This is a genomic window from Pelosinus fermentans DSM 17108 (assembly GCF_000271485.2).
Taxonomy (GTDB): domain Bacteria; phylum Bacillota; class Negativicutes; order DSM-13327; family DSM-13327; genus Pelosinus; species Pelosinus fermentans.
Window position 1 is genome coordinate 2,733,527 of sequence record NZ_AKVN02000001.1, and the last position, 25,793, is coordinate 2,759,319.

Below are 25,793 nucleotides of genomic sequence, written 5' to 3' on the forward strand. Positions count from 1 at the left end.
TCAGGAATAATTTTAGCATAATTATACTTGTTTCGTAAAGTATCTATCAACTTTATGGTTTCTATTTTGAGTAGAATCAAAGCCAGCGAGCTTGATGCACTACTTATTATGCCAATGTAAATTCTTTTTACTTTTATCAATCGCCTCTTGATTTTCTAATGCTGTAATCATACTTGATGAATCAGCAAATTTATCAACCATCTTACTACTAATACGTGTATCAATCAAAATACCAGGTCCTCCAACACATCCACCACTACAAGCCATACCTTCAAAGAAATTAGCATCAATCTTTCCAGCCTTCATTTGAAGTAATGCAGCTTTACAATTTTGTAATCCATCTGCGCGGTGTGGTCTCACTACCACATCCGGAGCAATTGTTCCTGCTGCATCAATAACTGCCTGTACTACACCGCCAGCTCTGGCAAATGCGTTACCATCACGGGAAGCTGTTGAGGTGAATTCTATTTCAGGAATATCTGCAGGTATAATACCAGCACCTGAAAATAATCCATCCATTTCTTCAAAGGTAAGCACATAATCAATAAGATCAGGATATTTACGCGCTTCGACTTTCTTTGCAAGACATGGACCTATAAAAACAATCACGCCTTCAGGATCAGCATCTTTAATTACCTTAGCACTCGCCACCATGGGTGATACAGTAGTAGATACATGCTCCTTCAATTCTGGTAAATGTTTATCCACCATTCCTACAAAAGCTGGACAACAGGATGTTGTCATGAAGGAATGTTTTTCAGGAACTGTCCCAGTGAATTCTTTTGCTTCTTCTAAGGTTACAATATCTGCACCAAAAGAAACCTCTTGAACATCATAAAAACCAACTTCTTTAATTGCAGCGATTACTTGGCTTGGTTTTACTTTCATTCCAAATTGACTAATAAATGCTGGAGCTAAAATACCATATACGCGCTTACCAGCTTTTATCTGTTGAATAATGTGTACTATAAAGCTTTGTTCCGTGATTGCACCAAAAGGACATGCTACTTTACACCCACCACATTGCACACACTTTTCATAATTAATAACGGCTCGTCGTTCCTTATCAGCTTTTATCGCACCAATATCACAGGCTCTTTCACAGGGACGTGTGATTTCAACAATAGCTCCATACATACAAGATTTTTTACATAAACCACATTCTACACATCTGGTTTTATCAATATAAGCCTGATTTTGAACAACACTAATAGCCTTTTTAGGACAACTTGCAATACAATTGTGAGCAACACAATTACGGCACGCATTGGTTATAAAAAAGGTATCAATGGGACACTGATCACATGCTTCAGGCATAATATTAATAATAGGCATATCGGCAATTTCTCCATTTAAAGCCTGCTGAGCTGCTTCTGCTATCCCCATATTCAAAGGCTGTGACATAATAAATCTAACTCTGTCTTTCAAAACTGCACGCTCTTTATGCACACAACATCGATATCTTGGACCATCTTCCGTAACAATATTATCTAAAATATCAACAATATTATCTTTATCGAGTTCACCATCAAAGGTAAGTTTAGCGATTTTCGATAAAACTTGGCGTCTAATCTTTACTACTTCTGTTAATTGTAACATTTAACCCTCCTATTGGTATTACATTATTGTATAGTATAAAGAAACACTATAGAAATGTCTATACGTTCTACATAATATATCCGACTTTTTATAATTATTTAATTTCATTAAAATAAAATAACTATAATACTTTTGTATCCTGATAAGGTAAAACACCATTCACTTGCGTGAATGGTGTTTTCATGAAACTGGCTCCTTGAGTAGGACTCGAACCTACGACCGATCGGTTAACAGCCGATTGCTCTACCAACTGAGCTATCAAGGAATAAACTGGCAGCTATCTATCCTCCCAGGCCGTTTCCAGCCAAGTACTTTCGACGTATAAGGGCTTAACTGCTGTGTTCGGTATGGGAACAGGTGGAACCCCTTAGCTATCGCCACCAGATATTATAGAGGTAAACATCTCAAAGAGTATGCTCCCTCAAAACTTCACAGAAGCAGCGCACCAAATCTTTGTTAAAAGATTTGTGTAAGTCGCTTCGTCAGCATCGAAATGCTAACATCATTACGACTTTACAATGTCGCTATAAGCAAACGCAGTTAGGATTAGTCGTTAGCAGCATGCTGCTAACTAAATTTAAGTCAAGCCCTCGTCCTATTAGTACCAGTCAGCTGAATCCATTGCTGGACTTACACACCTGGCCTATCAACCTTGTCATCTACAAGGGGACTTACTAGCTTACGCTATGAGAGATCTCATCTTAAGGCTGGTTTCACGCTTAGATGCTTTCAGCGTTTATCCTTTCCGAACGTAGCTACCCAGCTGTACTCCTGGCGGAATAACTGGTACACCATTGGTTCGTCCACTCCGGTCCTCTCGTACTAGGAGCAGCTCCCTTCAAATCTCTTGCGCCCGCGATGGATAGGGACCGAACTGTCTCACGACGTTCTGAACCCAGCTCACGTACCACTTTAATGGGCGAACAGCCCAACCCTTGGGACCTACTACAGCCCCAGGATGTGATGAGCCGACATCGAGGTGCCAAACCTCCCCGTCGATATGGACTCTTGGGAGAGATTAGCCTGTTATCCCCAGGGTAGCTTTTATCCGTTGAGCGATGGCCCTTCCACGCGGTACCACCGGATCACTAAGTCCGACTTTCGTCCCTGCTCGACCTGTACGTCTCGCAGTCAAGCTCCCTTCTGCCTTTGCACTCTGCGCGCGATTTCCAACCGCGCTGAGGGAACCTTTGAGCGCCTCCGTTACATTTTCGGAGGCGACCGCCCCAGTCAAACTGCCCACCTGACACTGTCCTTAGTATCGTTACTACTAAAGTTAGAATTCCAGTAAATAAAGGGTGGTATCCCAACAACGACTCCACACATACTAGCGTACATGTCTCGCAGTCTCCCACCTATCCTGTACATCATTTACCAAAATTCAATGTCAGGCTACAGTAAAGCTCCATGGGGTCTTTCTGTCCAGTCGCGGGTAACCTGCATCTTCACAGGTATTTCAATTTCACCGGGTCCCTCGTTGAGACAGTGCCCAAGTCGTTACACCTTTCGTGCGGGTCGGAACTTACCCGACAAGGAATTTCGCTACCTTAGGACCGTTATAGTTACGGCCGCCGTTTACTGGGGCTTCAGTTCACACCTTCGAATTGCTTCTAAGCACTCCCCTTAACCTTCCAGCACCGGGCAGGTGTCAGCACCTATACGTCAGCTTTCGCTTTAGCAGGCACCTGTGTTTGTGGTAAACAGTCGCTTGGGCCTCTTTTCTGCGACCTCCTTTAGCTCATACCGCTAGGGTAATCACCTAAAGAGGCTCCCCTTCTCCCGAAGTTACGGGGACATTTTGCCGAGTTCCTTAACGAGGGTTTTCCCGCGCACCTTAGGATTCTCTCCCCGCCTACCTGTGTCGGTTTGCGGTACGGGCACCCACAGCCTCGCTAGAAGCTTTTCTTGACAGCATGGGATCAGTAAGTTCATCAACCTTACGGTCAACTCCCCGTCACTCCTCAGGCTTAACGTTTAGCGGATTTGCCTGCTAAACACCCTACAAGCTTAGACGCATTTCTTCCATTCATGCGATTACTTACCCTTCTGTGTCACTCCATCACTCAAACGGATGTGGGTGGTACTGGAATGTTTGCCAGTTGTCCATCGCCTACGCATTTACGCCTCGGCTTAGGCCCCGACTTACCCTGAGACGACGAGCGTTGCTCAGGAAACCTTAGGCTTTCGGTGGACAAGATTCTCACTTGTCTTTTCGCTACTCATACCGGCATTCTCACTTCTATATACTCCACAGCTCCTTACGGTACTGCTTCGATGCGTATAGAACGCTCCCCTACCACTTGTATCCTAAGATACAAATCCATAGCTTCGGTTCCGTACTTTAGCCCCGGACATCTTCGGCGCAAAACCTCTCGACCAGTGAGCTATTACGCACTCTTTAAATGGTGGCTGCTTCTAAGCCAACATCCTGGTTGTTTCTGAAGTTCCACATCCTTTGCCACTTAGTACGGCATTGGGGACCTTAGCTGATGGTCTGGGCTGTTTCCCTCTTGACTACGGATCTTATCATTCGCAGTCTGACTCCCAAGGTCCGAGTACAGCCATTCGCAGTTTGACAGAGTTCGGTAACCTATAAGGCCCCTAGCCCAATCAGAGCTCTACCGTCTGTACTTATTTCTTGAGGCTAGCCCTAAAGCTATTTCGGGGAGAACCAGCTATCTCCGCGTTCGATTGGCATTTCACCCCTATCCACAACTCATCCCAAAACTTTTCAACGTTCACGGGTTCGGTCCTCCACGCAATTTTACCTGCGCTTCAACCTGGCCATGGATAGATCACTGCGGTTTCGGGTCTACAACAACTAACTAATCGCCCTATTAAGACTCGCTTTCGCTGCGGCTCCACATCTTCTGCTTAACCTCGCTAGTTACTGTAACTCGCCGGTTCATTCTTCAATAGGCACGCCGTCGACCACATAAGGGTCTTCGACTGCTTGTAGACATACGGTTTCAGGTTCTTTTTCACTCCCCTCCCGGGGTGCTTTTCACCTTTCCCTCACGGTACTATACGCTATCGGTCGCCAAGGAGTATTTTGCCTTGGAGGGTGGTCCCCCCTGCTTCCCACAAGGTTTCACGTGTCTCGTGGTACTCTGGATCTCAGCCATCTTGCTCTGCTTTTCGTCTACGGGACTGTTACCCCCTATGGTCTACCTTTCCAGGTAGTTCGACTAAGCCTGACTTGAATTATGCTGGTCCTCAACCCCGAATCAGTAAACTGAATCGGTTTGGGCTCTTCCCCGTTCGCTCGCCGCTACTTAGGGAATCTCGCTTGATTACTTTTCCTCTGGGTACTTAGATGTTTCAGTTCCCCAGGTGCCCTCCTCATGGTCTCAGCCATGGGTAACAATGCATTACCATTGTTGGGTTTCCCCATTCGGATATTCACGGATCAATACCTGCTTGCGATTCCCCGTGACTTTTCGGAGCTTACCCCGTCCTTCTTCGGCTCTTGGCGCCAAGGCATCCACCGTATGCCCTTCATAACTTGACTTATTGTCTCGTTACTCGGTTGTCAATAACCTATCATCTGCGTTGTTGTCGCTGTGGGCATTCGTTCGACGTACAGAAGTACGACTCACTCTTGTCCTCGCTCCGCCTAGCATCTGACAGCTTCTTGCCAACCTTTAGTTGGTGGTATATTCGAGTACTAAAACAAGAATATACATGTTTCAAAAAATCCTAACATGCTCGGTAATCACCCTAATATTGCTATTAGAATTAATTACGTTGCTTTCTTCTGTGCAGTTTTCAAAGAACATTTAATAAATGGTGGAGGATAACGGGATCGAACCGTTGACCCCCTGCGTGCAAGGCAGGTGCTCTCCCAGCTGAGCTAATCCCCCGTATTCTATATGTTAGTATAAAATACTAACATCTTTTCATTTACCCGACTAAAAAAATTCGAGTTATTAAAACCTCGAATCCAAGTGGACGAATAAATGGTGGGCCTAAATGGACTCGAACCATTGACCTCACGCTTATCAGGCGTGCGCTCTAACCAGCTGAGCTATAGGCCCGTAGAGGTATTCCCTCAAAACTAAGCAATGTAAGCAAAAGTGAACAACCAGATGTGTCGACCTTGGATATGAAAGAGTATTTCATCCTTCAAATCTCCATAGAAAGGAGGTGATCCAGCCGCACCTTCCGATACGGCTACCTTGTTACGACTTCACCCCAATCACTGATCTCACCTTCGACGGCTGGTTCCATTGCTGGTTACCTCACCGGCTTCGGGTGCTCTCAACTTTCGTGGTGTGACGGGCGGTGTGTACAAGGCCCGGGAACGTATTCACCGCAGCATGCTGATCTGCGATTACTAGCGATTCCGACTTCATGCAGGCGAGTTGCAGCCTGCAATCCGAACTGAGAGCTTGTTTTTGGGTTTGGCTTCACCTCGCGGCTTCGCTACCCTCTATTTAAGCCCATTGTAGTACGTGTGTAGCCCAAGACATAAGGGGCATGATGACTTGACGTCATCCCCACCTTCCTCCGTGTTATCCACGGCAGTCTCCCATGAGTTCCCACCTTTACGTGCTGGCAACATAGGATAAGGGTTGCGCTCGTTGCGGGACTTAACCCAACATCTCACGACACGAGCTGACGACAGCCATGCACCACCTGTCTATCTGTCTTCCGAAGAAGAACTTCCTATCTCTAGGATCATCAGACGATGTCAAGCCTTGGTAAGGTTCTTCGCGTTGCGTCGAATTAAACCACATACTCCACCGCTTGTGCGGGCCCCCGTCAATTCCTTTGAGTTTCAACCTTGCGGCCGTACTCCCCAGGCGGGGTACTTATTGCGTTAACTCCGGCACTGGAGGGGTCGATACCCCCAACACCTAGTACCCATCGTTTACGGCCAGGATTACCGGGGTATCTAATCCCGTTCACTACCCTGGCTTTCGCGCCTCAGTGTCAGACACAGTCCAGAAAGTCGCCTTCGCCACTGGTGTTCCTCCTAATATCTACGCATTTCACCGCTACACTAGGAATTCCACTTTCCTCTCCTGCACTCAAGAATAACAGTATCCAATGCTTCACGGGGTTAAGCCCCGAACTTTAACATCAGACTGATTATCCCACCTGCGCGCGCTTTACGCCCAATAATTCCGGACAACGCTTGCCACCTACGTATTACCGCGGCTGCTGGCACGTAGTTAGCCGTGGCTTTCTTGTCAGGTACCGTCATTATGAACCATTATTTACAATCCACACATTCGTCCCTGAAAACAGAGTTTTACGATCCGAAAACCTTCTTCACTCACGCGGCGTTGCTCCGTCAGACTTTCGTCCATTGCGGAAGATTCCCCACTGCTGCCTCCCGTAGGAGTCTGGGCCGTGTCTCAGTCCCAGTGTGGCCGTTCATCCTCTCAGACCGGCTACTGATCGTCGCCTTGGTGAGCCATTACCTCACCAACTAGCTAATCAGACGCAGACCCATCTTCTAGTGATAGCTTATAAATAGAGGCCACCTTTAGTATTTTAAGTATGCACTCAAAATACAACATTCGGTATTAGCACCACTTTCGCAGTGTTGTCCCCAGCTAGAAGGTAGGTTGTCTACGCGTTACTCACCCGTTCGCCACTATCTGATATTCAACACTCAATCCTTAGCTTTTGTGTTGGCACTTGTTAAATGCGTGAAGCGCTCTCTTCTTTCGCGCTTGACGCTTGGCTACACTGCTAAATATTCAGTGTTGAATACCAGACCGTTCGACTTGCATGTGTTAGGCACGCCGCCAGCGTTCGTCCTGAGCCAGGATCAAACTCTCCATAAAAGTTATATTATGAAGAACCTTGATGGCTCTTTAAAAAACTTGTTTGTGTTGTTCTCGCTTTCGCAGAACAACTTTGTTTCGCACTCGAAAACGAGTACCGCACATCTGGCTTATTTTAACCTTACTTACATTGTTTAGTTTTCAAGGAACACATTCGATAAAGATCTTAAAAAATAATAATTATGCCGCTTCAAACGACCTCATTGATTTTAACATCTTTACATAAGTATGTCAACTTTTTTATTGCAAATTGGTGACTTGTCTATATTATCATATCTCAAAAAGGTCTGTCAATGCTCTATCTTCTTTTTCATTTAATTATCTTCTTATTCATGTTTTTCATTTTCACTTAGATTATTGGGAAATGGAAACGGGAATTGTACATATGTATTTGGGACATCCCCGACAACAACATATTCGGCAATTGGCATTTGCGTATCTACACTTATACTTTTACTAACTAGAGGTACTACAATTCTAATTTGTGTAGTAGCAATAAGATATATCATATGCCTAGTTTGATTAATACCTGCTTGTTCAAATTTGTCAATTACTTTTACCTGAACAGTACCTACAGGAATTATAGTAACAGTAATATTAGGCCCCATACTAGCTAATAATTGACTTCCGAAAATCTGTCCTATTGGTATATTAATTTTCTCTTCACTAATCTCCTTTAATTTATCTTGCACCTTGATAGTAGTATCAGCAGCTATTTTATTGAACTCCATGGTATTAGGCTGTATAAGTACTACACGTCCCCGACTATCTAATGTAACATTCATTAATGTTTGCGGATCAATATTTAAGTTCACCCTGTCACTAATCACCTGGTTAATGGATTGTGTCGCAATGAAAGTTGCTTTTGTTTCGGCTATAGCCAATAAAGTAGGTTTTAAATGTGTTTCCATCATCCAGAAGGTGCCTATTATAATGGTGCATAGTAGAATAGACACTAGCACAATGAATGGCATTCTTCGTCTCTTCCCTACGGAAAATCTCATGATTACCCTCCTAGTTCAGGATATACCTCAGTATATGGCCTCTCCTCTTATGATGTACCACCCTTTAGCATATTTTTTCTACCTCATTCTTGATAACTATCTATTATATATGCTAAATCCCTGATTAAGCTTCACTTACATAGCTGCAAACCATGGATCACATTGACATTTGTGGCGTATCCTGCTATATTACAGTTAGTATTTGACATGAAAATAAACAAGCTGTTTTAGCTAGCAACTTGAATGGTACCGCGGGTTGTACCCGTCCTTAACCAGGGCGGTTTTTATTTTTACCTGTTGATAATTTTGGAAACATGAGGAGGCTTCTCAAACTAATGACTGTACTTGATATCCTCAAAGAGCGAGGCTTTATTCAACAACTTACCCATGAAGATGAAATAATCGAGCTTTTCGAAAAAGAAAAAATCACCTTTTATATTGGTTTTGATCCAACCGCTGACAGCTTACATGTCGGTCATTTTCTTGGAATGATGGTAATGGCACACATGCAAAAAGCCGGACATCGTCCAGTCTGCTTAATTGGCGGAGGAACGACGATGGTAGGTGATCCTTCTGGTAAGACTGATATGCGCAAAATGATGACCCAAGAAGATATTGTCTATAACGGCGAACGGTTTAAAAAACAAATGCAGCGCTTCATTGATTTCTCGGAAGACAAAGCATTACTGGTCAATAATGCAGATTGGCTTCTTAAACTGAACTATATCGAATTTTTAAGAGATATTGGCGCACACTTTTCAGTCAATCGTATGCTGACTGCTGAATGTTTTAAACAAAGGCTAGATAAGGGATTATCCTTTCTAGAATTTAATTATATGTTGATGCAGGCCTATGATTTCTTAGAGCTCAACCGTCAGTATAACTGCATTATGCAAATGGGCGGAGATGATCAGTGGTCCAATATCCTGGCTGGAGCGGATCTCATAAGACGTAAAGAAAGCAAACCAGCATACGGATTAACCTTCACCTTGTTAACCACTAGTGATGGGCGGAAAATGGGTAAAACGGAAAAAGGTGCTTTATGGCTGGATGCTGAAAAGACCTCACCTTACACATTTTATCAATACTGGCGTAATATAGATGATGCGGATGTAGAAAAATGTCTAGCACTTCTAACCTTTATGCCAATGGATGAGGTTCGAAAGTTGGGTGCCCTTAAAGATAAAGAAATTAATATTGCAAAAAAAGTACTGGCCTTTGAAGTGACAAAACTCATTCACGGTGCAGAGGAAGCTGAAAAAGCTCAGCAAGCAGCAGAAGCATTATTCAATGGAGCTGGCGCACTAGATAATGTTCCAACCGTATCAATTACTTCTAATATGATGGGCATGAAAGTCCTTGACGTTCTTGCAGCTACTAAAATAGTGCCTTCTAAAAGCGAAGGAAGAAGGTTGATACAGCAAGGTGGTCTTTATATTGGCGACACGAAAGTAACCGACCTGGACTTAACACTCACTGATGATCTATTTGAAAATAAAAGTTTATTAGTTCGTAAAGGTAAAAAAAATTATCACCGCATTATTGTAACCCTTTAAAGCGTTTAGCTACTTCTCTATTATTTTACTGATTTAGTAATATAAAAATGACACCAGCTATTGGTGTCATTTTAGCTTATAGACAAAAATGATATTATTTATGTTATAATAATTAGCGTACTCAATACTAAGGAGGTTGCCAATGAACAAGGAGCGAAGCGATAGCCCTAAAGATGGCCGTCGTTCTTCTAAAAATGGTAATTCAAAACTAACGGTTATAATTCTAATTGTATTTATTGTAATGATCACAGGTGCTGGACTTGGCTTTTTAACAGCAAGCATTCACACCATGCCAAGTCTGAAAGACGAGATTAGACCTGCTGCATCTTCACAAATTTATGATGTAAATGGGAAATTAATTAATACAGTCCATTCTGTAGAAAATCGCGTTCCCGTTTCTATTAATAAGATCCCTAAAAATTTACAAAACGCCTTCGTAGCTGCTGAAGATGCACGTTTTTATCAACACATAGGTATTGATCCTCGTGGTATTTTAAGGGCAGTCTGGTCAAATATAAGCGATCGAGGCGTTTCTGAAGGCGGCAGTACCATTACGCAGCAATTAGCCAAAAATGCGTTACTGTCCCAAGAACGCACATTAAAACGTAAAATACAAGAAGCAATCCTAGCTCTGCAAATTGAACGTCAATACAGTAAAAATGAAATATTAGAGCTCTATTTAAACCAAATATATTTTGGACAAGGAGCTTACGGAGTGCAATCTGCATCCATTGTTTATTTCAATAAAAATGTTGAAGATTTAACATTAGCAGAATGTGCAATGTTAGCAGGAATCCCCAAAAGTCCAAATTATTATTCACCTTTTAATAACTTAAAAGCTGCAACAGAACGACAAGCTACAGTACTTGACCAAATGGTTAAATATGAATTTATTGATTCGTCAACTGCTGTACAAGCTAAGAATGCCAAACTTCGCTTGGCAATCCGCTCATCCCAAACAGATACTGCAGATCAGACAGCAAGCTATTTTATTGATTATGTTACGCAATATCTGATTGACAGATACGGTGCTGATGCGGTGTATAAAGATGGACTTAAAGTTTATACCACATTAGATCTCGATATGCAGGAAGCGGCGGAAGAAGCCATGAAAAAACTTCCTAGCATACGTACTGATAGTAATGGTTTGCAACAACCACAAGGAGCCCTCGTTGCGATTGAACCGCGTACAGGTTATATCAAAGCAATGGTTGGCGGTCGAGGCAATGACCAATTTAATCGTGCGGTTTTAGCTGAACGTCAGCCTGGTTCAGCATTCAAGCCTTTCATTTACTTAGCTGCTCTAGAAGGAGGAATGACTCCTTCATCTATGATTGACGATAGTAAAATCAGCTTTGGCAATTGGTCTCCGATGAATTATGATGAGAAGTTCCATGGATCGGTTTCCCTGCGTACAGCACTTGAACAATCTCTTAATGTACCAACTGTAAAGATTGCTAATCAGACAGGTGTTGATAAACCATTATATTATGCTCAGCAAATGGGGATTTCCACGCTAGTCTTACAGGGTTCTGTTAATGATCGTAATTTAGCAATGTCTCTCGGAGGTCTTACACGAGGTGTTACACCGCTAGAAATTGCCAGTGCATATGGAGTCTTGGCTAACCAAGGTGTACATGTAGATCCTATAACAGTCATTAAAGTTATTGATCGCAATGGTAAGACGCTAGAGCAAGTCACTCCTAAGGAAAAAGCAGTTTTAAATGAACGTTCAGCATATATTCTTACTGATATGTTACGCGGCGTTATTAATAACGGTACTGGTGCAGCAGCAAACATCGGACGCCCCGCCGCTGGGAAAACAGGTACAACCAGTGATTATAAAGATGCATGGTTTGTTGGTTTTACACCTGATTTGGTAGCTTCAGTATGGATTGGTTATGACGCTGATGGATATTTAAACGGTATAACCGGAGGAGGTCTCCCCGCTACCATTTGGAAATCTTTTATGCAAAAATCTTTAGTAAAAATACCCTCTCGGGATTTCATTCGCCCTAACGGCATCGTAATTGAACCTAACCCAACTCCTGTACTTACGGAACAGCCTGCCGATGGTAAGCAACCTGCAAATCCATTAACACCCGATGGTAAAAATCCGAAAACACCAACTCAACAAGATGATGACTCGCGACCAGTTGATAAAACCCTTCCCCCTCCACCTGTCAAATCTGATAAAAACACTGCCCCACCTCCACCACCGAAAAAAACAACGGAGACAGATAAAAAAAATAATCCTTAAATATAAAAAACACGCGTAAATTACGCGTGTTTTTTATATTTCTGCATATACATTAATATAAACTATAAACAAGTAGACGAGTCATCATTATTATTACAAAGCAACAAGATAATAATGATAATAATCCACATACTGCCAACTCCGCCACCAAATCCACCAAATTGACGTCCGCATACCATAGGATTTCTCCTCTTGCTATTTATAAAAGAAGTATTATCAATTTTAAATAGATACTTTATTACTATATGGATATGAATACAATTACAAGGAGTTACCTCGGTTTGAAAAATTCAGGAACACGCTAATACGTCTTCCTCCTGGAATAAGTAAGATATAATTATATATTATGAGAAACTACAATCATCATTGTTAAAGCAAAAGAGTAAAAGGATGATAATGATAATCCACCAAGATTGACCTCCACCAAAACCATAACCTCTTGCCATTACGTATTACCTCCTTAAATATAACATTTAAAGAGCAACTACCTAAATATCTGTCCTTATTATTTAAGTATTGCCCCCCTTCTAGTTCAATATATGGAGGTACCTTTAAAAGTGTTACTCAACCTACTTAGTTTTTTAATTAAATTTTATTCTAATATCCGTCGAATGCTTTTAGGAAATTCGGAAACCATCTTCATTGACTGCATACCACTATTAACTAACTCAGTAATGTTACGCACCTTGTCAATGGTTGTCGACATTCCATCTATCCTTCTATCCATTTGCATGTCTTCGGAAGTTAAACTTAATAAAATAACCATGAGCTGCAAATTAAAATTAGGGTTCTTTAAGATCTGGCCAAATCCACTCATAGGATTGACTGGTCTGGCTTTCTTTACTTTCTTATCTTCTCGTTCCTCATCTTGCATTTTGATTTGCTTTGTATCTTTCACTTTTTCAACGATTTTCTCCTCAGTCATCATCATTTCAACATCCTTACTTTCTTGCGCAACTGACCTCTTGTAGTTTTTATAATGTCTCCGAAAGCGCATCACTCTCACCCCTTATTCAATCAATAAGTGATATTTAATCTAATATATGATGCAATCTTACAATTGGCTATTATTGATACACACAAATTTATATTTTTGCATAAATTATAATGCTATAATTGACTTCGTTTTTTTGCTGAATTGATTTTATAATAAAATGAGTGACCATTCATTGGATAAAAAAAGAGCGGAGGCGATTTTCTATGTGGGAAAATTTAGGCAACATGATGGAAATGGTAAAAAAAATTCAACAAAATGTTGATAATGCACAAGATCAGTTAAAAGCACAACGTGTAGAGGTTTCAAGTGGTGATGTAATAAAATTAACCCTTAATGGACAACAAGAATTATTATCAATAGAAATCAATCCAAAATATTTATCTGTTGATAATGCAACATTATTACAAGACTTATTAGTTGCAACCATAAACAACGGACTTACCAAGTCCCGCGAACTGCATCAAACTGCAATGTGCAAATTAACTGGCGATCTCAATCTTCCCAAAATTCCTGGACTATTTTAAGGAGGACACTTTATGCCGAACGAAAATCCTAATACGCTGTTACAATCCATAGCACACATGATTGATAACGTAGCGAATGAGGGTACCGGCTATGATAACCTCATTCATATTTTGTCACTGCTTTGTATTCTACATATACTAAACCGTACACAACCTCTGACGACAGCACCTGTTATTCAAAATTCATCTGCAATTACTACTAATAATACTACTAATCCATTACATAAACTTTTAGGAGAGCTTACAAAGGGCGGTGGCGGTGGTGATGGAGGAGGAGGCCCTTCTCCTGATATGCTCATGACTTTATTACCTCTACTAAATAACCCACAAATTAAGTCAAAACTCAACCCCGCTAACATCTCATCTATTTTAGGTGTTTTAGGTAATTTGGGAGGTGGAGGAAATAACGATAAACAAGAAGGAAGTAAAACGGAAAAATCAGAAAAAAAAGATCCACCAGCGGCGGCTGTCACTTCTTCCTTAGCGAATTCCTCAATTGCATCCCCCCTTTAGATCCATATGTCTCTGACAAAAAAGATTTAGGTCGCTCTTTAAACTGGAAAACTACATTTGAAAATGAGAAAGAGGTGTGAGAATTCAACTCACACCTCTTTACTGTTGCTATTAAATAGTTAAAAGATCGATCTTTTTTCTATAACTGCACCACAGTAACTCCATCGCCACCTTCATTTAATTCACCAATGCTAATATCTCTGACATAATGATGATTTTTCAAATATGTTCTTACTCCTTTTCTCAGAGCTCCAGTTCCTTTTCCATGAATAACCAATACTGTACTTAACCCTGCTACTATCGCATCATCAATATACTTTCCTAAGGCATATTCTGCTTCTTCTACCATCATACCTCGTATATCAATTTGCCTGGCGACATCTTGAATTTTCATAAAATTTTTGTCACGATTTTTATCTTTAGAAATCTTTTTAATAGGAACGCTGTCGCTGACCAAGCGGCAGTCAGTAATTGCAACATTCATTTTCATAATGCCCAATTGAACAATTACTTCATTTATACCAATCGATACTACAGTCCCCTTTTGCTTCAGTGTAGTTATGTATACTTGCATTCCTGGTGTTAAGACACTGGCAGTAACAATAGGCAGCGAATTATCATCTTCTTCATTTTCATTTAGATTTTCTAGATTATCCCGCAGACGTTTTCTACTTTTGTCAAAAATACCTTGTCTTGTCGAGCTGTTACTCTTTGCTGTAAACTGCGCTTTTAGTTCCGTTATAATTTCTTCTGTTTCTCGCCGAGTCTTTCGCAGTAGGGATTCAGCTTCTTCTTGCGCTTTGGCTAAAATTTTATGTTTTTTCGCAGCCAATACATTTTCCTCAGTCGCAAGCTTTTCTCTTAAAATATGCAATGTTTGTTCTTGCTGAATAACCTCTTCATGGAGTTTATCATAAGCGATCTTCTGCTCTTCCAAAGCATTTAAAACAGTTTCAAATTCTGCATGATCTTTATCAATAAATTGGCTAGCTTGGTCAATAATACGATCTGATAATCCCAAACGTTTACTAATTGCAAAGGCATTACTGCTTCCGGGAACACCAATCAAAAGGCGATATGTGGGTCTTAATGTTTGTATATCAAATTCCACACTGGCATTTTCGATTCCTTGTCTTGAATATGCGAAGGTTTTTAATTCACTATAATGAGTTGTAGCAATTGTTTTAGCACCAATATTCAGTAAATGTTCTAATATTGACATAGCTAAAGCAGCTCCCTCATCCGGGTCAGTACCTGCACCAATTTCATCAATTAATACTAAATCTTCGGATGTTATTTGGTTTAAAATTCTCACTAAATTCGTCATATGGGCCGAAAAAGTACTCAGACTCTGCTCAATACTTTGCTCATCACCAATATCGGCAAAAATATTATTGAATACAGCGATTTCAGAGCCATTTTGTACAGGAATATAGAGTCCAGCCTGTGTCATAAGAGCGAATAACCCTAACGTCTTTAACGTTACGGTCTTTCCCCCTGTATTTGGACCTGTAATGAGCAATGTATTAAAATCCTTGCCGATAAAAATATCAATCGGAACTACAACATCAGCCTCAATAAGAGGATGTCTAGCCTGACGCAGATTAACATATCCTTTATTATTAATAATAGGCATGGTCGCCTGCATAGTCAAACTAAGTTTTGCCTTCGCAAAAGCAAAATCAATGTTTGCTAACATATCACAATTCATATAAATAGTCTCTGAGACATTCGCAATTTGTTCCGTAGCGGATCTTAAAATTCGCTCAATTTCATTTTTTTCGGCAGACGTAAGTTGTTTAATTTCATTATTTAAAATTACTACTGCCATCGGTTCAACAAATACTGTAGCACCACTAGCTGATTGATCATGAATGATTCCAGGAAAATGATTGCGATATTCTTGTTTAATTGGTATAACATATCGCTCATTGCGCACAGTCACTAATGCATCCTGAAAATATTTTTGATATTCACTAGAGCGCAGTATACCATCTAATTTATCTTTAATACGACTTTGAGATAATCGTATTTCCCTGCGTACATGCAAAAGCTCAACACTTGCATCATCACGTATCTGTCCTTGTTCATTCACAATGTTTTCAATAAAATTTTCAATATTACGCAATACATTGATTTTTTCAGCATAACCAAGCAAAATGGTTAATGCTACAGGCATATCCATAAAAAAATTTTTCATTCTTCGAGATGCGTATAACGTACTTGCTACAGCTACCAATTCATCAGGAGCAAGTACAGAACCTATTTCTGCACGTTTTAACAACGTGCGAATATCACGAATACCACCAAGAGGTATACTAGACATTGCATCCAAAATTCCTCTGGCTTCCTCTGTTTCTGCTATTTTTTCTTTCACTTCAGCTAATTTACTTGACGGTATCAATTCCTCTGCAAGTTCACGCCCCATAATAGAACTACATTTATCTGCGAGCATAGCACGTATTTTGTGATATTCTAATGTTTTTAATACTGATATATCCATTCCTTTCCCCCTAGAAATAAAGAAATATATAATTGTATTTCTTTATAATACACCACGGAAATAATGCCCTCGGGTGATATCTTCATGTTCAGCAGTTTTCATTTTATCCTGCGCAAGCAAGGGATGATCTTCTCCTTGATCCAATAGTTCTCTGTATAGTTTGCTGATTCTACCCAAGTGATTAACCGTACTCTTCTTTCCCTCAATTCGGATACGTTTAATTCCTATTAAACCAAATCGAGGTACATGAGGTAACATACTTAATTCTTTTGCATTTAGTATATGCATACGACAATATTGATCCGTCACCACTGGAAATCTTTCATTTTTACGATCATTTAACCAATAGTCACGGCGTAAACAAGCCTGATTACATTTTCCTGTACCTAATTTGCCAAGATAGCTTCCTATCGCACAATACTCCGATACCATTAATGTTACATAGCCATGAACTAAACATTCTAAAGCCACCTTTTGATCGCTAGCCAGCTCTTCAATCTGGGAAAAATTTAATTCCGGTGATAAGGTCATACTGGAAATACCTTGTGCAGCTAAAAAATCTATTGATACATCATTGTATATATTTAATGAATAATCACCGTGGAGTGGCAGGTTTGTTATCTTTTTGGCAATATGCAATGTCCCCAAATTGCCTATTGCAACAGCATCTGGCTGTAATTCCTCAAATAAAGCCAATTCCCTCTTCACTTCGTCCATCTGCCATTTTTTTATAATACGAGGAGTATTTAAAATAATTTGCTTACCATATTCGCGTACCATCGCTACAGCTCGTCCATATATCTCAGGAGTGATGATTTTATGATCAAAGGTTTCTCCGCCAAACATAATGCAATCTGCACCGGATTCTAAAGACACTTTAATTTTATCAATCGTATCTGCATTTACCACCAATAAAGGCTGCTGTACGCCAGCTTTATCCCGAATTATATTCGATGATAGAAAATCTCGTGCAACATATTTTTTTCTAGGTAAATCTTCACGTTGAAAAGGCATTAAGCGAGCTTGTTCTAATTCTTCAATTGCTCTGCGCCTAACATCATTGATCTCGCTAATTGGCACCATCACTTCACCAACTATATTGCATTCCAAGGTATTTACGCTAAAGATCGTAGATCCCAGCCGTTCGACCTGCTTGGCAATTACTTCTGAAGTCAAGGGCCTTTTAATAGCTCTTTGAGCAATAAAAGAAGTCCTAGCCCGACTACAGAAACCATCTCTATCTTGTATACTAATTTCCAAAGGTTGACCTTCCTGTACAGTTACTTTAATATCAACTGCTACACGTTTCACTGCATTGGGTTCAGTAAAAAAAGCTCGTGCTCGTTCCATCAAACCCGCATCGAAGACTTTAAAGACTCGATCATTTATGCGCACAGGAGCATGCACATGAATTGCTACTTCTGCCCCAGCAGGAGCGTTAGTCACTTTCTGACCATTTACCACCATAGATGATACGGTTACACTAACCCTGCCACCAACCTTTACCCAAAAATCAACAATATCATTGATATATAAAGGTTCATCTAATTTTATAGTTGCAACTCGTTCCTGATGCTGATAATCGCTAACCCGGCCAATACGCACCCCCCGGTTGTTCGGACGACGATCACTCATCATCTTACGTCCCTGATGGTTCTTTAAGTAAGCTGTAGTGAATTCACGATTAAAAATTTGTGCTAGTTCTTTTTGCTCCTGCTCTGCAATAACATAGGCATCTGGATTCACCAAACAGGCATCAATCGCTCGCCTATACGTATCAACTACCACTGCTACATATTCTGGCCTCTTCATGCGTCCCTCAATTTTAAAAGAGGTTACACCTGCTTGAATAAGCTCAGGTATCAAATCCAATGTGTTTAAATCTTTAGGACTTAAAAGATATTCACCGGCATCCGCTTCTAGAAGTAAATCATTTCCTTTTTCATCTACAAGGGTATATGGCAAACGACAAGGCTGGGCGCAACGTCCCCGATTACCACTTCGCCCACCAATCATACTACTCATTAGACATTGACCAGAATATGAAATGCACAATGCACCATGGACAAAAGCCTCAATTTCTGTAGCTGCATTCTTACAAATATGTCGAATATCATCCATTGATAACTCTCGTGATACTACTACCCGCTGAAAGCCAAGCTCCGTCAAAAGCTCTACGCCTTCTAAATTATGTACTGTCATTTGTGTACTAGCATGTATTGGCATCTCAGGGATAATATGCTTTGCTATTTTAAAAACGCCAATATCTTGAACAATAATCGCATCTACACCAATTCTATACAAATACTGTAAATAAAGCGATAATGCAGGTATTTCACTATTATCAACAAGGGTATTTACAGTCACATAAACCTTCACACTACGCAGATGAGCCAAATTTACAGCTTCTACTAATTCCTCATCAGTAAAATTAGGCGCGCTAGCTCGAGCACCAAACATTTTTCCTGCTAAATATACGGCATCGGCACCACCTTCTACGGCTGCAATTAAAGCTTCTCGACTACCAACAGGAGCTAATAACTCTATCATTTAAATTCATTCCTTTCAAAAGCCTTGCCCTATAATATAAAAACATCTCCACATAAAGACGCAAAGTACACAAAGATGGCACACGCCCTCTTTGTGTGTACTTTGTGTACCTTGATACAGGCATAGTATTTATCTACTTAATCTTTTCTTGTCTTTTTATATACTCTGCTACATCATGTACATCTGATATAAATTGTTCGAATCTCGCCCATTTCTGACCTAACGGACTTAAGGGGTTCTCAAAAATACTTTTATAATACAACTCAAGTTCATATTTTGTTAAAGGCTCTTTGTCTGGAGTTCTTATAACAGTAAAAACTCCACAACTTTCCAATCGTGCCAATTTGATATCTGACAAATTAGTCATATCCATCCCTTGCTTATGAAGCTCTTGCCGTAAATCATCGTAATTGAAATGATTTTTGATAAAGTTTTCTCGTAAAATTTTTCCATCCTGAACAAGTGTAATTGGCGTACCCTCTACCCACTTCCGTAAAGTAAGGTTTTTTAAGGATACATAAGCAATCAATTGCTGCAATGCCAAAAGAGCAACTAATCCTTCTATGCCGCTGAGTATAGTCTGTGCTTTGTCCATAGATGCAGTAACAATGATGTCACCAATGCCTACCATAATAACAAAATCAAAAGGCGACAACTGCCCTACTGTACGATTTCCCATTAAACGAACAACGATAAGAGCTATAGTAAATAACACCACTATATGTAATAAAATCTGACCAACATCGGCAGTTTCAAACACCATATCACTCCTTTTAATTGTAGTATTAACAATCAAAAAGCCTGTTATACTGCACGATAGCGTCAGTTATTTTTCTTCTTCTACCATTCGAATCAATTGTTTATAATTTTGTTCTAAATCTAAATATGCCTCTGCAATATTGAGTGCCGCTAGCACAGCCACTTTACCTGGAGATAATCGCAAATTCTTCTGTGCAATTGTCTTCATACGAGAATCGACTTCTGCAGCAATGGCAATTACTTTTTCAAGTTTGACATCACTTTTTAAACAATAGGTTTCACCAAAGATTTCAACTGTTACTTTATGTTTTTTTTCATTCATAACGTCACCTATAATACCTATTTTACTAATTCTACATTCGACCTGACAAATATGATTTCCTGCATATGTAGCAAAGAAAACATATTTGTCTTTATTAATACAAAAAAGGCAGCTATGAGATAAGTCATAAACTGCCTTTTTTGTATTATCTTATGCCTTCTCACTTTTATTAAGTAAGCTATGGTTTTTACCATATGAAAAATATACTAGAAAACCAATTCCACTCCATACAAAAAACCGCACCCATGTTTCGTAAGGCAAATTATACATTAAATAACCACAGGAAATAACAGCCAAAGGAGCGATTACATTAACTGCAGGACATCGAAATGGTCGTCTTAATTCCGGCTTAGTGTGCCGCAGCACTAAAACTCCTACAGAAGCTACTGCAAAAGCAAATAATGTTCCAATATTGGTAAGTTCAGCAATAATTCCAATAGGAGTAAATCCAGCGACCAAGGCTACTGCAATTCCACCAACAATTGTAATAATATGGGGTGTTCCATATTGAGGATGGACTTTAGAAATACTAGCCGGGATCAAGCCATCACGAGACATTGCAAAGAAAATACGAGATTGACCATACATTAATACTAGTAATACGGTCGTAATACCACATATAGCACCTGTACCAACTAATGCAGATCCCATATTATATCCTATCGCCCTCAATGCATAGGCCACAGGCTCTGCATTATTTAATTCACTATAAGGTACGACACCTGTTAATACAGCAGCAACGATAATATACAAGATAGTACAGACTAACAAAGAGCCAATAATACCAATTGGCAAATCACGATTCGGATTATGACATTCTTCTGCTGCTGTTGCTACCGCATCAAAGCCAATGTATGCGAAAAATATAATAGCAGCGCCAGCAGCTACTCCCGAAAAGCCAAAAGGCATAAATGGATCCCAATTTGCAACATTCACTTTTGGACCTGCCAAAACTAAGAAAATAAAAACCGCAGCCAACTTTATCAATACTAAAATTTTATTAAGTGTTGCACTTTCCTTGGTGCCGCGCACCAAAAGCAAACTTAAAAAGAAAGAAATTAACATCGCTGGCACATTTGCAATACCGCCATCAGCTGGTACCGCAGTGTAGGCCTTTGACACCTCAATACCACCTGATTTTAAAAGACCTACCATATAGCCAGCCCATCCAGCTGCAACAGCACTAGAACCTACAGAATATTCCAAAATTAGATTCCAGCCTACAATCCAGGCAACAATTTCTCCCAATGCAGCGTATGTATACGTATAAGCACTACCAGAAATGGGAACCATTGCGGCTAACTCAGCATAGGCTAAGGCGGCAAAGGCGCAAGCCAATCCTGAAAGAACAAAGGAAAGTACTAATGCAGGGCCAGCATATTTAGCTGCAGCTACTCCAGTTAAAACAAAAATACCAGTACCAATAATACAACCAATTCCAAGAAGTGTTAAATCCATTGCACCTAACGATTTCTTTAAGCCTTTTTTCTCAGCCCCTTGTAAAAGTTCGCTGATACTTTTGGTACGAAAAATCCCCATTAAGCTTCACCTTTCTTTTTTATAAATCACAAAAAATCTCAAAAAAATAGACCTGCCCACAAGGACAGATCTATCAAAATCTAAACGTTTATAAACGCCTAAATAGCTATCCCGTTAACAGGATAACACAAGTAAAGTCATAGGTAAAGATTTTTTCGTGTTTTCAGAGGAGACATTTTGTACTAACTACGAATTCTAGCCGCCAATGAATTCTCTATGTGATCAATTGTCTTCTTGTAGTACACATCTATTTCTTCATCTGTAAGAGTCCGCATCTTATCCCTATAAATTAATGAAAATGCTAGACTTTTCGAACCATCAGCTACTTGTTCACCAACGTACACGTCAAACAAGCGAACATCACTAAGCAATGGACCCCCGCTGGTAATGATAGCTTCTCTTACTTGATCAGCAGAAATAGTTAAAGGCAAGACTACTGCTACATCTCTTTGAATAGCCGGGAATTTAGGTAATGGTTCATACTTGGCAAGTAAATTTACACAATCCACTACAGCTTCGACGTCAACCTCAAATATATATACTTTACGATGTATATCAAATTCATCTGCCACTTTCGGATGTAGTTCACCAACAGTTGCCAATATCTTACTATTTCTGGTGAATACTGCCGTCTTTCCTGGATGCAGAGACATATGTTCACCTGTTGTTACATGATAATCACTGATTCCTAAACCAGCCAGTAATACCTCTGCAATACCCTTGGCATCATAAAAATCAACATTGTCCTTGCCTTGGCTCCAAGACAGTTCACTGCGTTTACCTACTAATGCGCCACAGAGCATCAAAGGCTCTTTAGGCAACGAATCTAGAGGAAGTTCTTCGGGCAAATATACTGCCCCAAGTTCATAAATTTTTATATCATCATTTTTTCTAGAAAGATTACGGACAATGGTTTCCAATACACCACCTAATAAAGTAGTCCTTAATATGGGAAAATCATCCGTGATAGGATTCAGCACGCGAATGGCACGATGTAGGACATGATCATCTGCAATATTTAATTTATCCAATACTTGCGGATGAGTAAAACTCAAAGAAATAATTTCATCCAAACCCGCTCCTGTTAAAATTGTTTTTATTACATCAACAATCGACTGGGCATATTCTTGCCCACCACGTAAAATATTACCATCAGGAGTTGTTGTAGGGATTTTATTATAACCATAAATTCGAGCAATTTCTTCACATATGTCAGGCTGATACTGTACATCGTTGCGCCATGTAGGCACATTCACAATTACTTTATCACTTTCAGAATGTGTATCAATTGCAAATTCCAAACTTCGTAAAATATTCAGCATTTCACTTTTACTAATATCTGTACCTAGATAAGCATTTACCTTCTGGGGGATAAAGCTAACCTGGCGCGGCAGTACCATGGTAGGATAGCTGTCCACAAGTCCTGGACATACCTTACATGCTCCCATATCTTCTAATAACTTAGCTGCTCTATCTAGAGCACGAATGCTATTAACCGTATCTACACCTCTTTCAAATCTTCCTGATGCTTCTGAACGCAAACCAAGAGCCTTTGAAGTACGGCGTATACTTACTCCGTTAAAAGAAGCTGCTTCTAATATTACATTTTGAGTATTATTAGTGACTTCTGTAGCTAACCCTCCCATTACACCTGCGATCCCTACAGCTTGTACTTGATCCGCAATTACCAACATATCAGAAGTGAGTTCACGCTTAATTCCATCTAACGTTGTAATCTTTTCACCAGATTGTGCTTTTCGCACTGTCAAGCTATGTTTTGAAACCAAATTATAATCATAAGCATGCATTGGCTGTCCCATTTCCAACATAACGTAGTTGGTTACATCAACTATGTTATTAATGGATCGCATTCCCACAGCCTGCAAACGGTGTTTTAGCCATTTTGGTGATGGGCCAACCTTAACATTTTGCAACACCCTTGCAGCAAACCGAGAACATAACGAAGGCTCTTCAATAGCAACCTTTACTAAACTAGCAGACTTTTCCGCTGCGGTCTCATGTAAGTGAATCATTGGTTTTTTTAACGTACTGCCTGTCAAAACTGCAACTTCTCGGGCTAAACCAATTACACTAAAACAATCTGCCCGATTTGCCGTTAATTCAAATTCTAGAACTACATCATCCATCCCCAACGCTTTTTTGATATCAACACCAACAGCTGTGTCTTCAGATAAGATATAAATACCTTCTTTTTCCTTTGCAGACAACAACTTACTGTCAATATTCAATTCTGCCGTAGAACACAACATGCCATACGACATTACACCGCGCAATTCACTTGCTTTAATTTCCAGCCCACTTGGTAACTTAGCACCAACTAAAGCTACCGGAACAATATTTCCCACTGCAATGTTGTTTGCTCCAGTGACAATAACCAGAACTTCAGTTCCAACATCTAGTTTACAGATGGACAATTTCGTAGCATTAGGATGCTTTTCTACTTCAAGAATCTTACCAGTTACAATCTTTTCAATATCTTTACCTAAGTAGCTAATTCCTTCCACCGGAATACCAGCCATTGTTAGCATCTCTGCTAATACTTCGGGTGTTTGTGAAAATTCAACATACTCTTTTAGCCATTTTATTGGTGCTTGCATACCCATCCCCCTTTAAGATTGTATATCATTATTTTCTTACTAAAACTGTTTTAAGAAACGTAAATCATTCTCATAAAATAACCGTAAATCATCAATACCATATAGTAGCATTGCAATTCGTTCTACGCCCATACCAAAAGCAAAACCACTCACTTGTTCTGGATCAAATTTACTCATCTCAAGTACGCGAGGATGTACCATTCCCGCACCTAATATTTCTAGCCAGCCAGTGCCAGAGCAAACTCGACATCCTCCACCACTACACATAACACAAGAAATATCTACTTCTGCACTAGGCTCAGTGAAAGGAAAGAAACTAGGACGAAAACGCACGCCAACATCTTTGCCAAAAATTTCATGAATAAACAATTCTAGAGTTCCTTTTAAATCAGCAAAGCTAATATTTTTGTCAATTACTAGCCCTTCTACTTGGTGGAACATCGGAGAATGAGTTGCATCATAATCACGACGATATACTTTTCCAGGTGCTATGATACGAATAGGTTGATTTGGTACTGCTGCCTGCATAGTACGAACTTGTACAGGTGAAGTATGAGTACGCATTAAAAACTCTTCTGTAATATAGAAAGAATCTTGCATATCCCGTGCAGGGTGATCTTTAGGTAAATTAAGTGCTTCAAAATTATAATAATCCTGTTCTACTTCTGGGCCTTCTGCTATGGCAAAACCCATTCTCATGAATATTTCCTTTATGCGTACAAGGGTTACAGTTAAAGGATGCTGATGCCCTACATTTACCTTTCTCCCAGGCAACGTAACATCAATCTTCTCAGAAGCCAACTTTCTTTCTAGATCAGCTTGCTTAAAGCCTTCACTTTTCGTTTGAATAATATTTTCTAATTCAGACCTAATATCATTTACAATTTGTCCAATTCTCGGACGCTCTTCGGCGCTCAACGCTCCCATTCCCTTTAAGGCACTAGTTAAGCTCCCTTTTTTCCCTAAATATTTAACCCTAAGCTCGTTTAATGCATCCATATTATCTGCCTGTGATAACTCTAGCAAAGCCAATTGCTTTAAGGATTGTAATTCTTGTTCCATGTGTACCTCCTAAAACATCATTATAGATAAAAATAAAAAGACTTCACCCCTGCAAGGGGCGAAAGCCTTACTCCCGCGGTACCACCCTAATTAGTACTCAACTTTCTTTAACGCAGAAAGGAACGTCTGGCTTACACAAAAATCATTTCTTCAGCACAGATTACTCCAGAGCGAACTTCTGTTAACCGT

At 40.0% G+C, this 25,793-nt stretch carries 14 protein-coding genes, 3 tRNA genes and 3 rRNA genes; 4 read left to right on the plus strand and 16 right to left on the minus strand.

All coding sequences use genetic code 11. The features are described from left to right. Positions 1 to 99: 99 nt before the first annotated feature. The 8 genes from FR7_RS12705 to yunB all read right to left on the minus strand — a co-directional run bounded on the left by FR7_RS12705 (position 100) and on the right by yunB (position 8,401). Positions 100 to 1,599, minus strand: a complete 1,500-nt coding sequence (locus tag FR7_RS12705) for a 4Fe-4S dicluster domain-containing protein (RefSeq protein ID WP_007933969.1) — start codon at positions 1,597 to 1,599, stop codon at positions 100 to 102. Positions 1,600 to 1,788: 189 nt separating this feature from the next. Next, a tRNA-Asn gene (locus FR7_RS12710) sits at positions 1,789 to 1,864 on the minus strand. 3 nt (positions 1,865 to 1,867) lie between these two features. Beyond that, positions 1,868 to 1,984 (minus strand): 5S ribosomal RNA (gene rrf / locus FR7_RS12715). Positions 1,985 to 2,177: 193 nt separating this feature from the next. Further along, positions 2,178 to 5,110 (minus strand): 23S ribosomal RNA (locus FR7_RS12720). Between the two features lie 276 nt (positions 5,111 to 5,386). Next, positions 5,387 to 5,462, minus strand: a tRNA-Ala gene (locus tag FR7_RS12725). Positions 5,463 to 5,559: 97 nt separating this feature from the next. Further along, positions 5,560 to 5,636, minus strand: a tRNA-Ile gene (locus tag FR7_RS12730). A 102-nt stretch (positions 5,637 to 5,738) separates the two neighbouring features. Beyond that, a 16S ribosomal RNA gene (locus FR7_RS12735) occupies positions 5,739 to 7,397 on the minus strand. Together the 16S, 23S and 5S rRNA genes with 3 tRNA genes alongside form the textbook arrangement of a ribosomal RNA operon. A 326-nt stretch (positions 7,398 to 7,723) precedes the next feature. Next, on the minus strand, positions 7,724 to 8,401 hold the full coding sequence (gene yunB / locus FR7_RS12740) for a sporulation protein YunB (protein ID WP_007934907.1): 678 nt from the start codon (positions 8,399 to 8,401) through the stop codon (positions 7,724 to 7,726). A 335-nt stretch (positions 8,402 to 8,736) separates the two neighbouring features. Here yunB and tyrS point away from each other — a divergent pair, with 335 nt between their 5' ends. Continuing rightward, the gene (gene tyrS / locus FR7_RS12745; RefSeq protein ID WP_007934914.1) at positions 8,737 to 9,957 is read left to right on the plus strand and encodes a tyrosine--tRNA ligase; all 1,221 of its coding nucleotides are present in this window, start codon (positions 8,737 to 8,739) and stop codon (positions 9,955 to 9,957) included. Positions 9,958 to 10,099: 142 nt separating this feature from the next. Next, complete coding sequence (locus FR7_RS12750) at positions 10,100 to 12,217, plus strand: transglycosylase domain-containing protein (RefSeq protein ID WP_007934915.1); 2,118 nt, start codon at positions 10,100 to 10,102, stop codon at positions 12,215 to 12,217. Positions 12,218 to 12,809: 592 nt separating this feature from the next. Here FR7_RS12750 and FR7_RS12755 read toward each other — a convergent pair. Further along, complete coding sequence (locus FR7_RS12755; RefSeq protein WP_007934919.1) at positions 12,810 to 13,214, minus strand: hypothetical protein; 405 nt, start codon at positions 13,212 to 13,214, stop codon at positions 12,810 to 12,812. 203 nt (positions 13,215 to 13,417) lie between these two features. On the opposite strand from FR7_RS12755, the gene FR7_RS12760 reads away from it, so the two are divergent. Beyond that, positions 13,418 to 13,738, plus strand: coding sequence for a YbaB/EbfC family nucleoid-associated protein (locus FR7_RS12760; protein WP_007934921.1), 321 nt, complete (start codon positions 13,418 to 13,420; stop codon positions 13,736 to 13,738). Positions 13,739 to 13,750: 12 nt separating this feature from the next. Then, positions 13,751 to 14,251 (plus strand): hypothetical protein, encoded by a 501-nt coding sequence (locus FR7_RS12765; protein WP_237769522.1) that lies wholly within the window; start codon positions 13,751 to 13,753, stop codon positions 14,249 to 14,251. Between the two features lie 139 nt (positions 14,252 to 14,390). Here the strand turns inward: FR7_RS12765 and FR7_RS12770 are convergent, their stop codons facing one another. The 7 genes from FR7_RS12770 to pheS all read right to left on the minus strand — a co-directional run bounded on the left by FR7_RS12770 (position 14,391) and on the right by pheS (position 25,604). Continuing rightward, positions 14,391 to 16,754, minus strand: a complete 2,364-nt coding sequence (locus FR7_RS12770) for an endonuclease MutS2 (RefSeq protein ID WP_007934926.1) — start codon at positions 16,752 to 16,754, stop codon at positions 14,391 to 14,393. A 42-nt stretch (positions 16,755 to 16,796) separates the two neighbouring features. After that, entirely contained in the window at positions 16,797 to 19,304 is a 2,508-nt protein-coding gene (locus tag FR7_RS12775) for a U32 family peptidase (protein ID WP_007934927.1), read from the minus strand. Between the two features lie 133 nt (positions 19,305 to 19,437). Then, a complete protein-coding gene (locus tag FR7_RS12780; protein ID WP_007934928.1) occupies positions 19,438 to 20,064 on the minus strand; it encodes a DUF421 domain-containing protein in 627 nt (208 codons plus the stop codon). Between the two features lie 66 nt (positions 20,065 to 20,130). Then, on the minus strand, positions 20,131 to 20,385 hold the full coding sequence (locus tag FR7_RS12785; protein WP_007934931.1) for a cell division protein ZapA: 255 nt from the start codon (positions 20,383 to 20,385) through the stop codon (positions 20,131 to 20,133). Positions 20,386 to 20,535: 150 nt separating this feature from the next. After that, entirely contained in the window at positions 20,536 to 21,924 is a 1,389-nt protein-coding gene (locus tag FR7_RS12790) for an amino acid permease (protein WP_007934933.1), read from the minus strand. A gap of 182 nt (positions 21,925 to 22,106) precedes the next feature. Further along, positions 22,107 to 24,542 carry a phenylalanine--tRNA ligase subunit beta gene (gene pheT / locus FR7_RS12795; protein ID WP_007934934.1) on the minus strand — a complete coding sequence of 812 codons (2,436 nt, stop codon included), beginning with the start codon at positions 24,540 to 24,542 and terminating at the stop codon, positions 22,107 to 22,109. Between the two features lie 39 nt (positions 24,543 to 24,581). Continuing rightward, the gene (pheS, locus tag FR7_RS12800) at positions 24,582 to 25,604 is read right to left on the minus strand and encodes a phenylalanine--tRNA ligase subunit alpha (RefSeq protein ID WP_007934936.1); all 1,023 of its coding nucleotides are present in this window, start codon (positions 25,602 to 25,604) and stop codon (positions 24,582 to 24,584) included. Positions 25,605 to 25,793 lie beyond the last annotated feature (189 nt).

Coding starts and splice junctions, on each gene's coding strand:
- FR7_RS12760 (WP_007934921.1), top strand. CDS start 13,418: ATGTGGGAAAATTTAGGCAACATGATGGAAATGGTAAAAAAAATTCAA.
- FR7_RS12765 (WP_237769522.1), top strand. CDS start 13,751: ATGCCGAACGAAAATCCTAATACGCTGTTACAATCCATAGCACACATG.
- FR7_RS12770 (WP_007934926.1), bottom strand. CDS start 16,754: ATGGATATATCAGTATTAAAAACATTAGAATATCACAAAATACGTGCT.
- yunB (WP_007934907.1), bottom strand. CDS start 8,401: ATGAGATTTTCCGTAGGGAAGAGACGAAGAATGCCATTCATTGTGCTA.
- FR7_RS12705 (WP_007933969.1), bottom strand. CDS start 1,599: ATGTTACAATTAACAGAAGTAGTAAAGATTAGACGCCAAGTTTTATCG.
- FR7_RS12750 (WP_007934915.1), top strand. CDS start 10,100: ATGAACAAGGAGCGAAGCGATAGCCCTAAAGATGGCCGTCGTTCTTCT.
- tyrS (WP_007934914.1), top strand. CDS start 8,737: ATGACTGTACTTGATATCCTCAAAGAGCGAGGCTTTATTCAACAACTT.
- pheT (WP_007934934.1), bottom strand. CDS start 24,542: ATGCAAGCACCAATAAAATGGCTAAAAGAGTATGTTGAATTTTCACAA.
- FR7_RS12755 (WP_007934919.1), bottom strand. CDS start 13,214: ATGCGCTTTCGGAGACATTATAAAAACTACAAGAGGTCAGTTGCGCAA.
- FR7_RS12785 (WP_007934931.1), bottom strand. CDS start 20,385: ATGAATGAAAAAAAACATAAAGTAACAGTTGAAATCTTTGGTGAAACC.
- pheS (WP_007934936.1), bottom strand. CDS start 25,604: ATGGAACAAGAATTACAATCCTTAAAGCAATTGGCTTTGCTAGAGTTA.
- FR7_RS12775 (WP_007934927.1), bottom strand. CDS start 19,304: ATGATAGAGTTATTAGCTCCTGTTGGTAGTCGAGAAGCTTTAATTGCA.
- FR7_RS12790 (WP_007934933.1), bottom strand. CDS start 21,924: ATGGGGATTTTTCGTACCAAAAGTATCAGCGAACTTTTACAAGGGGCT.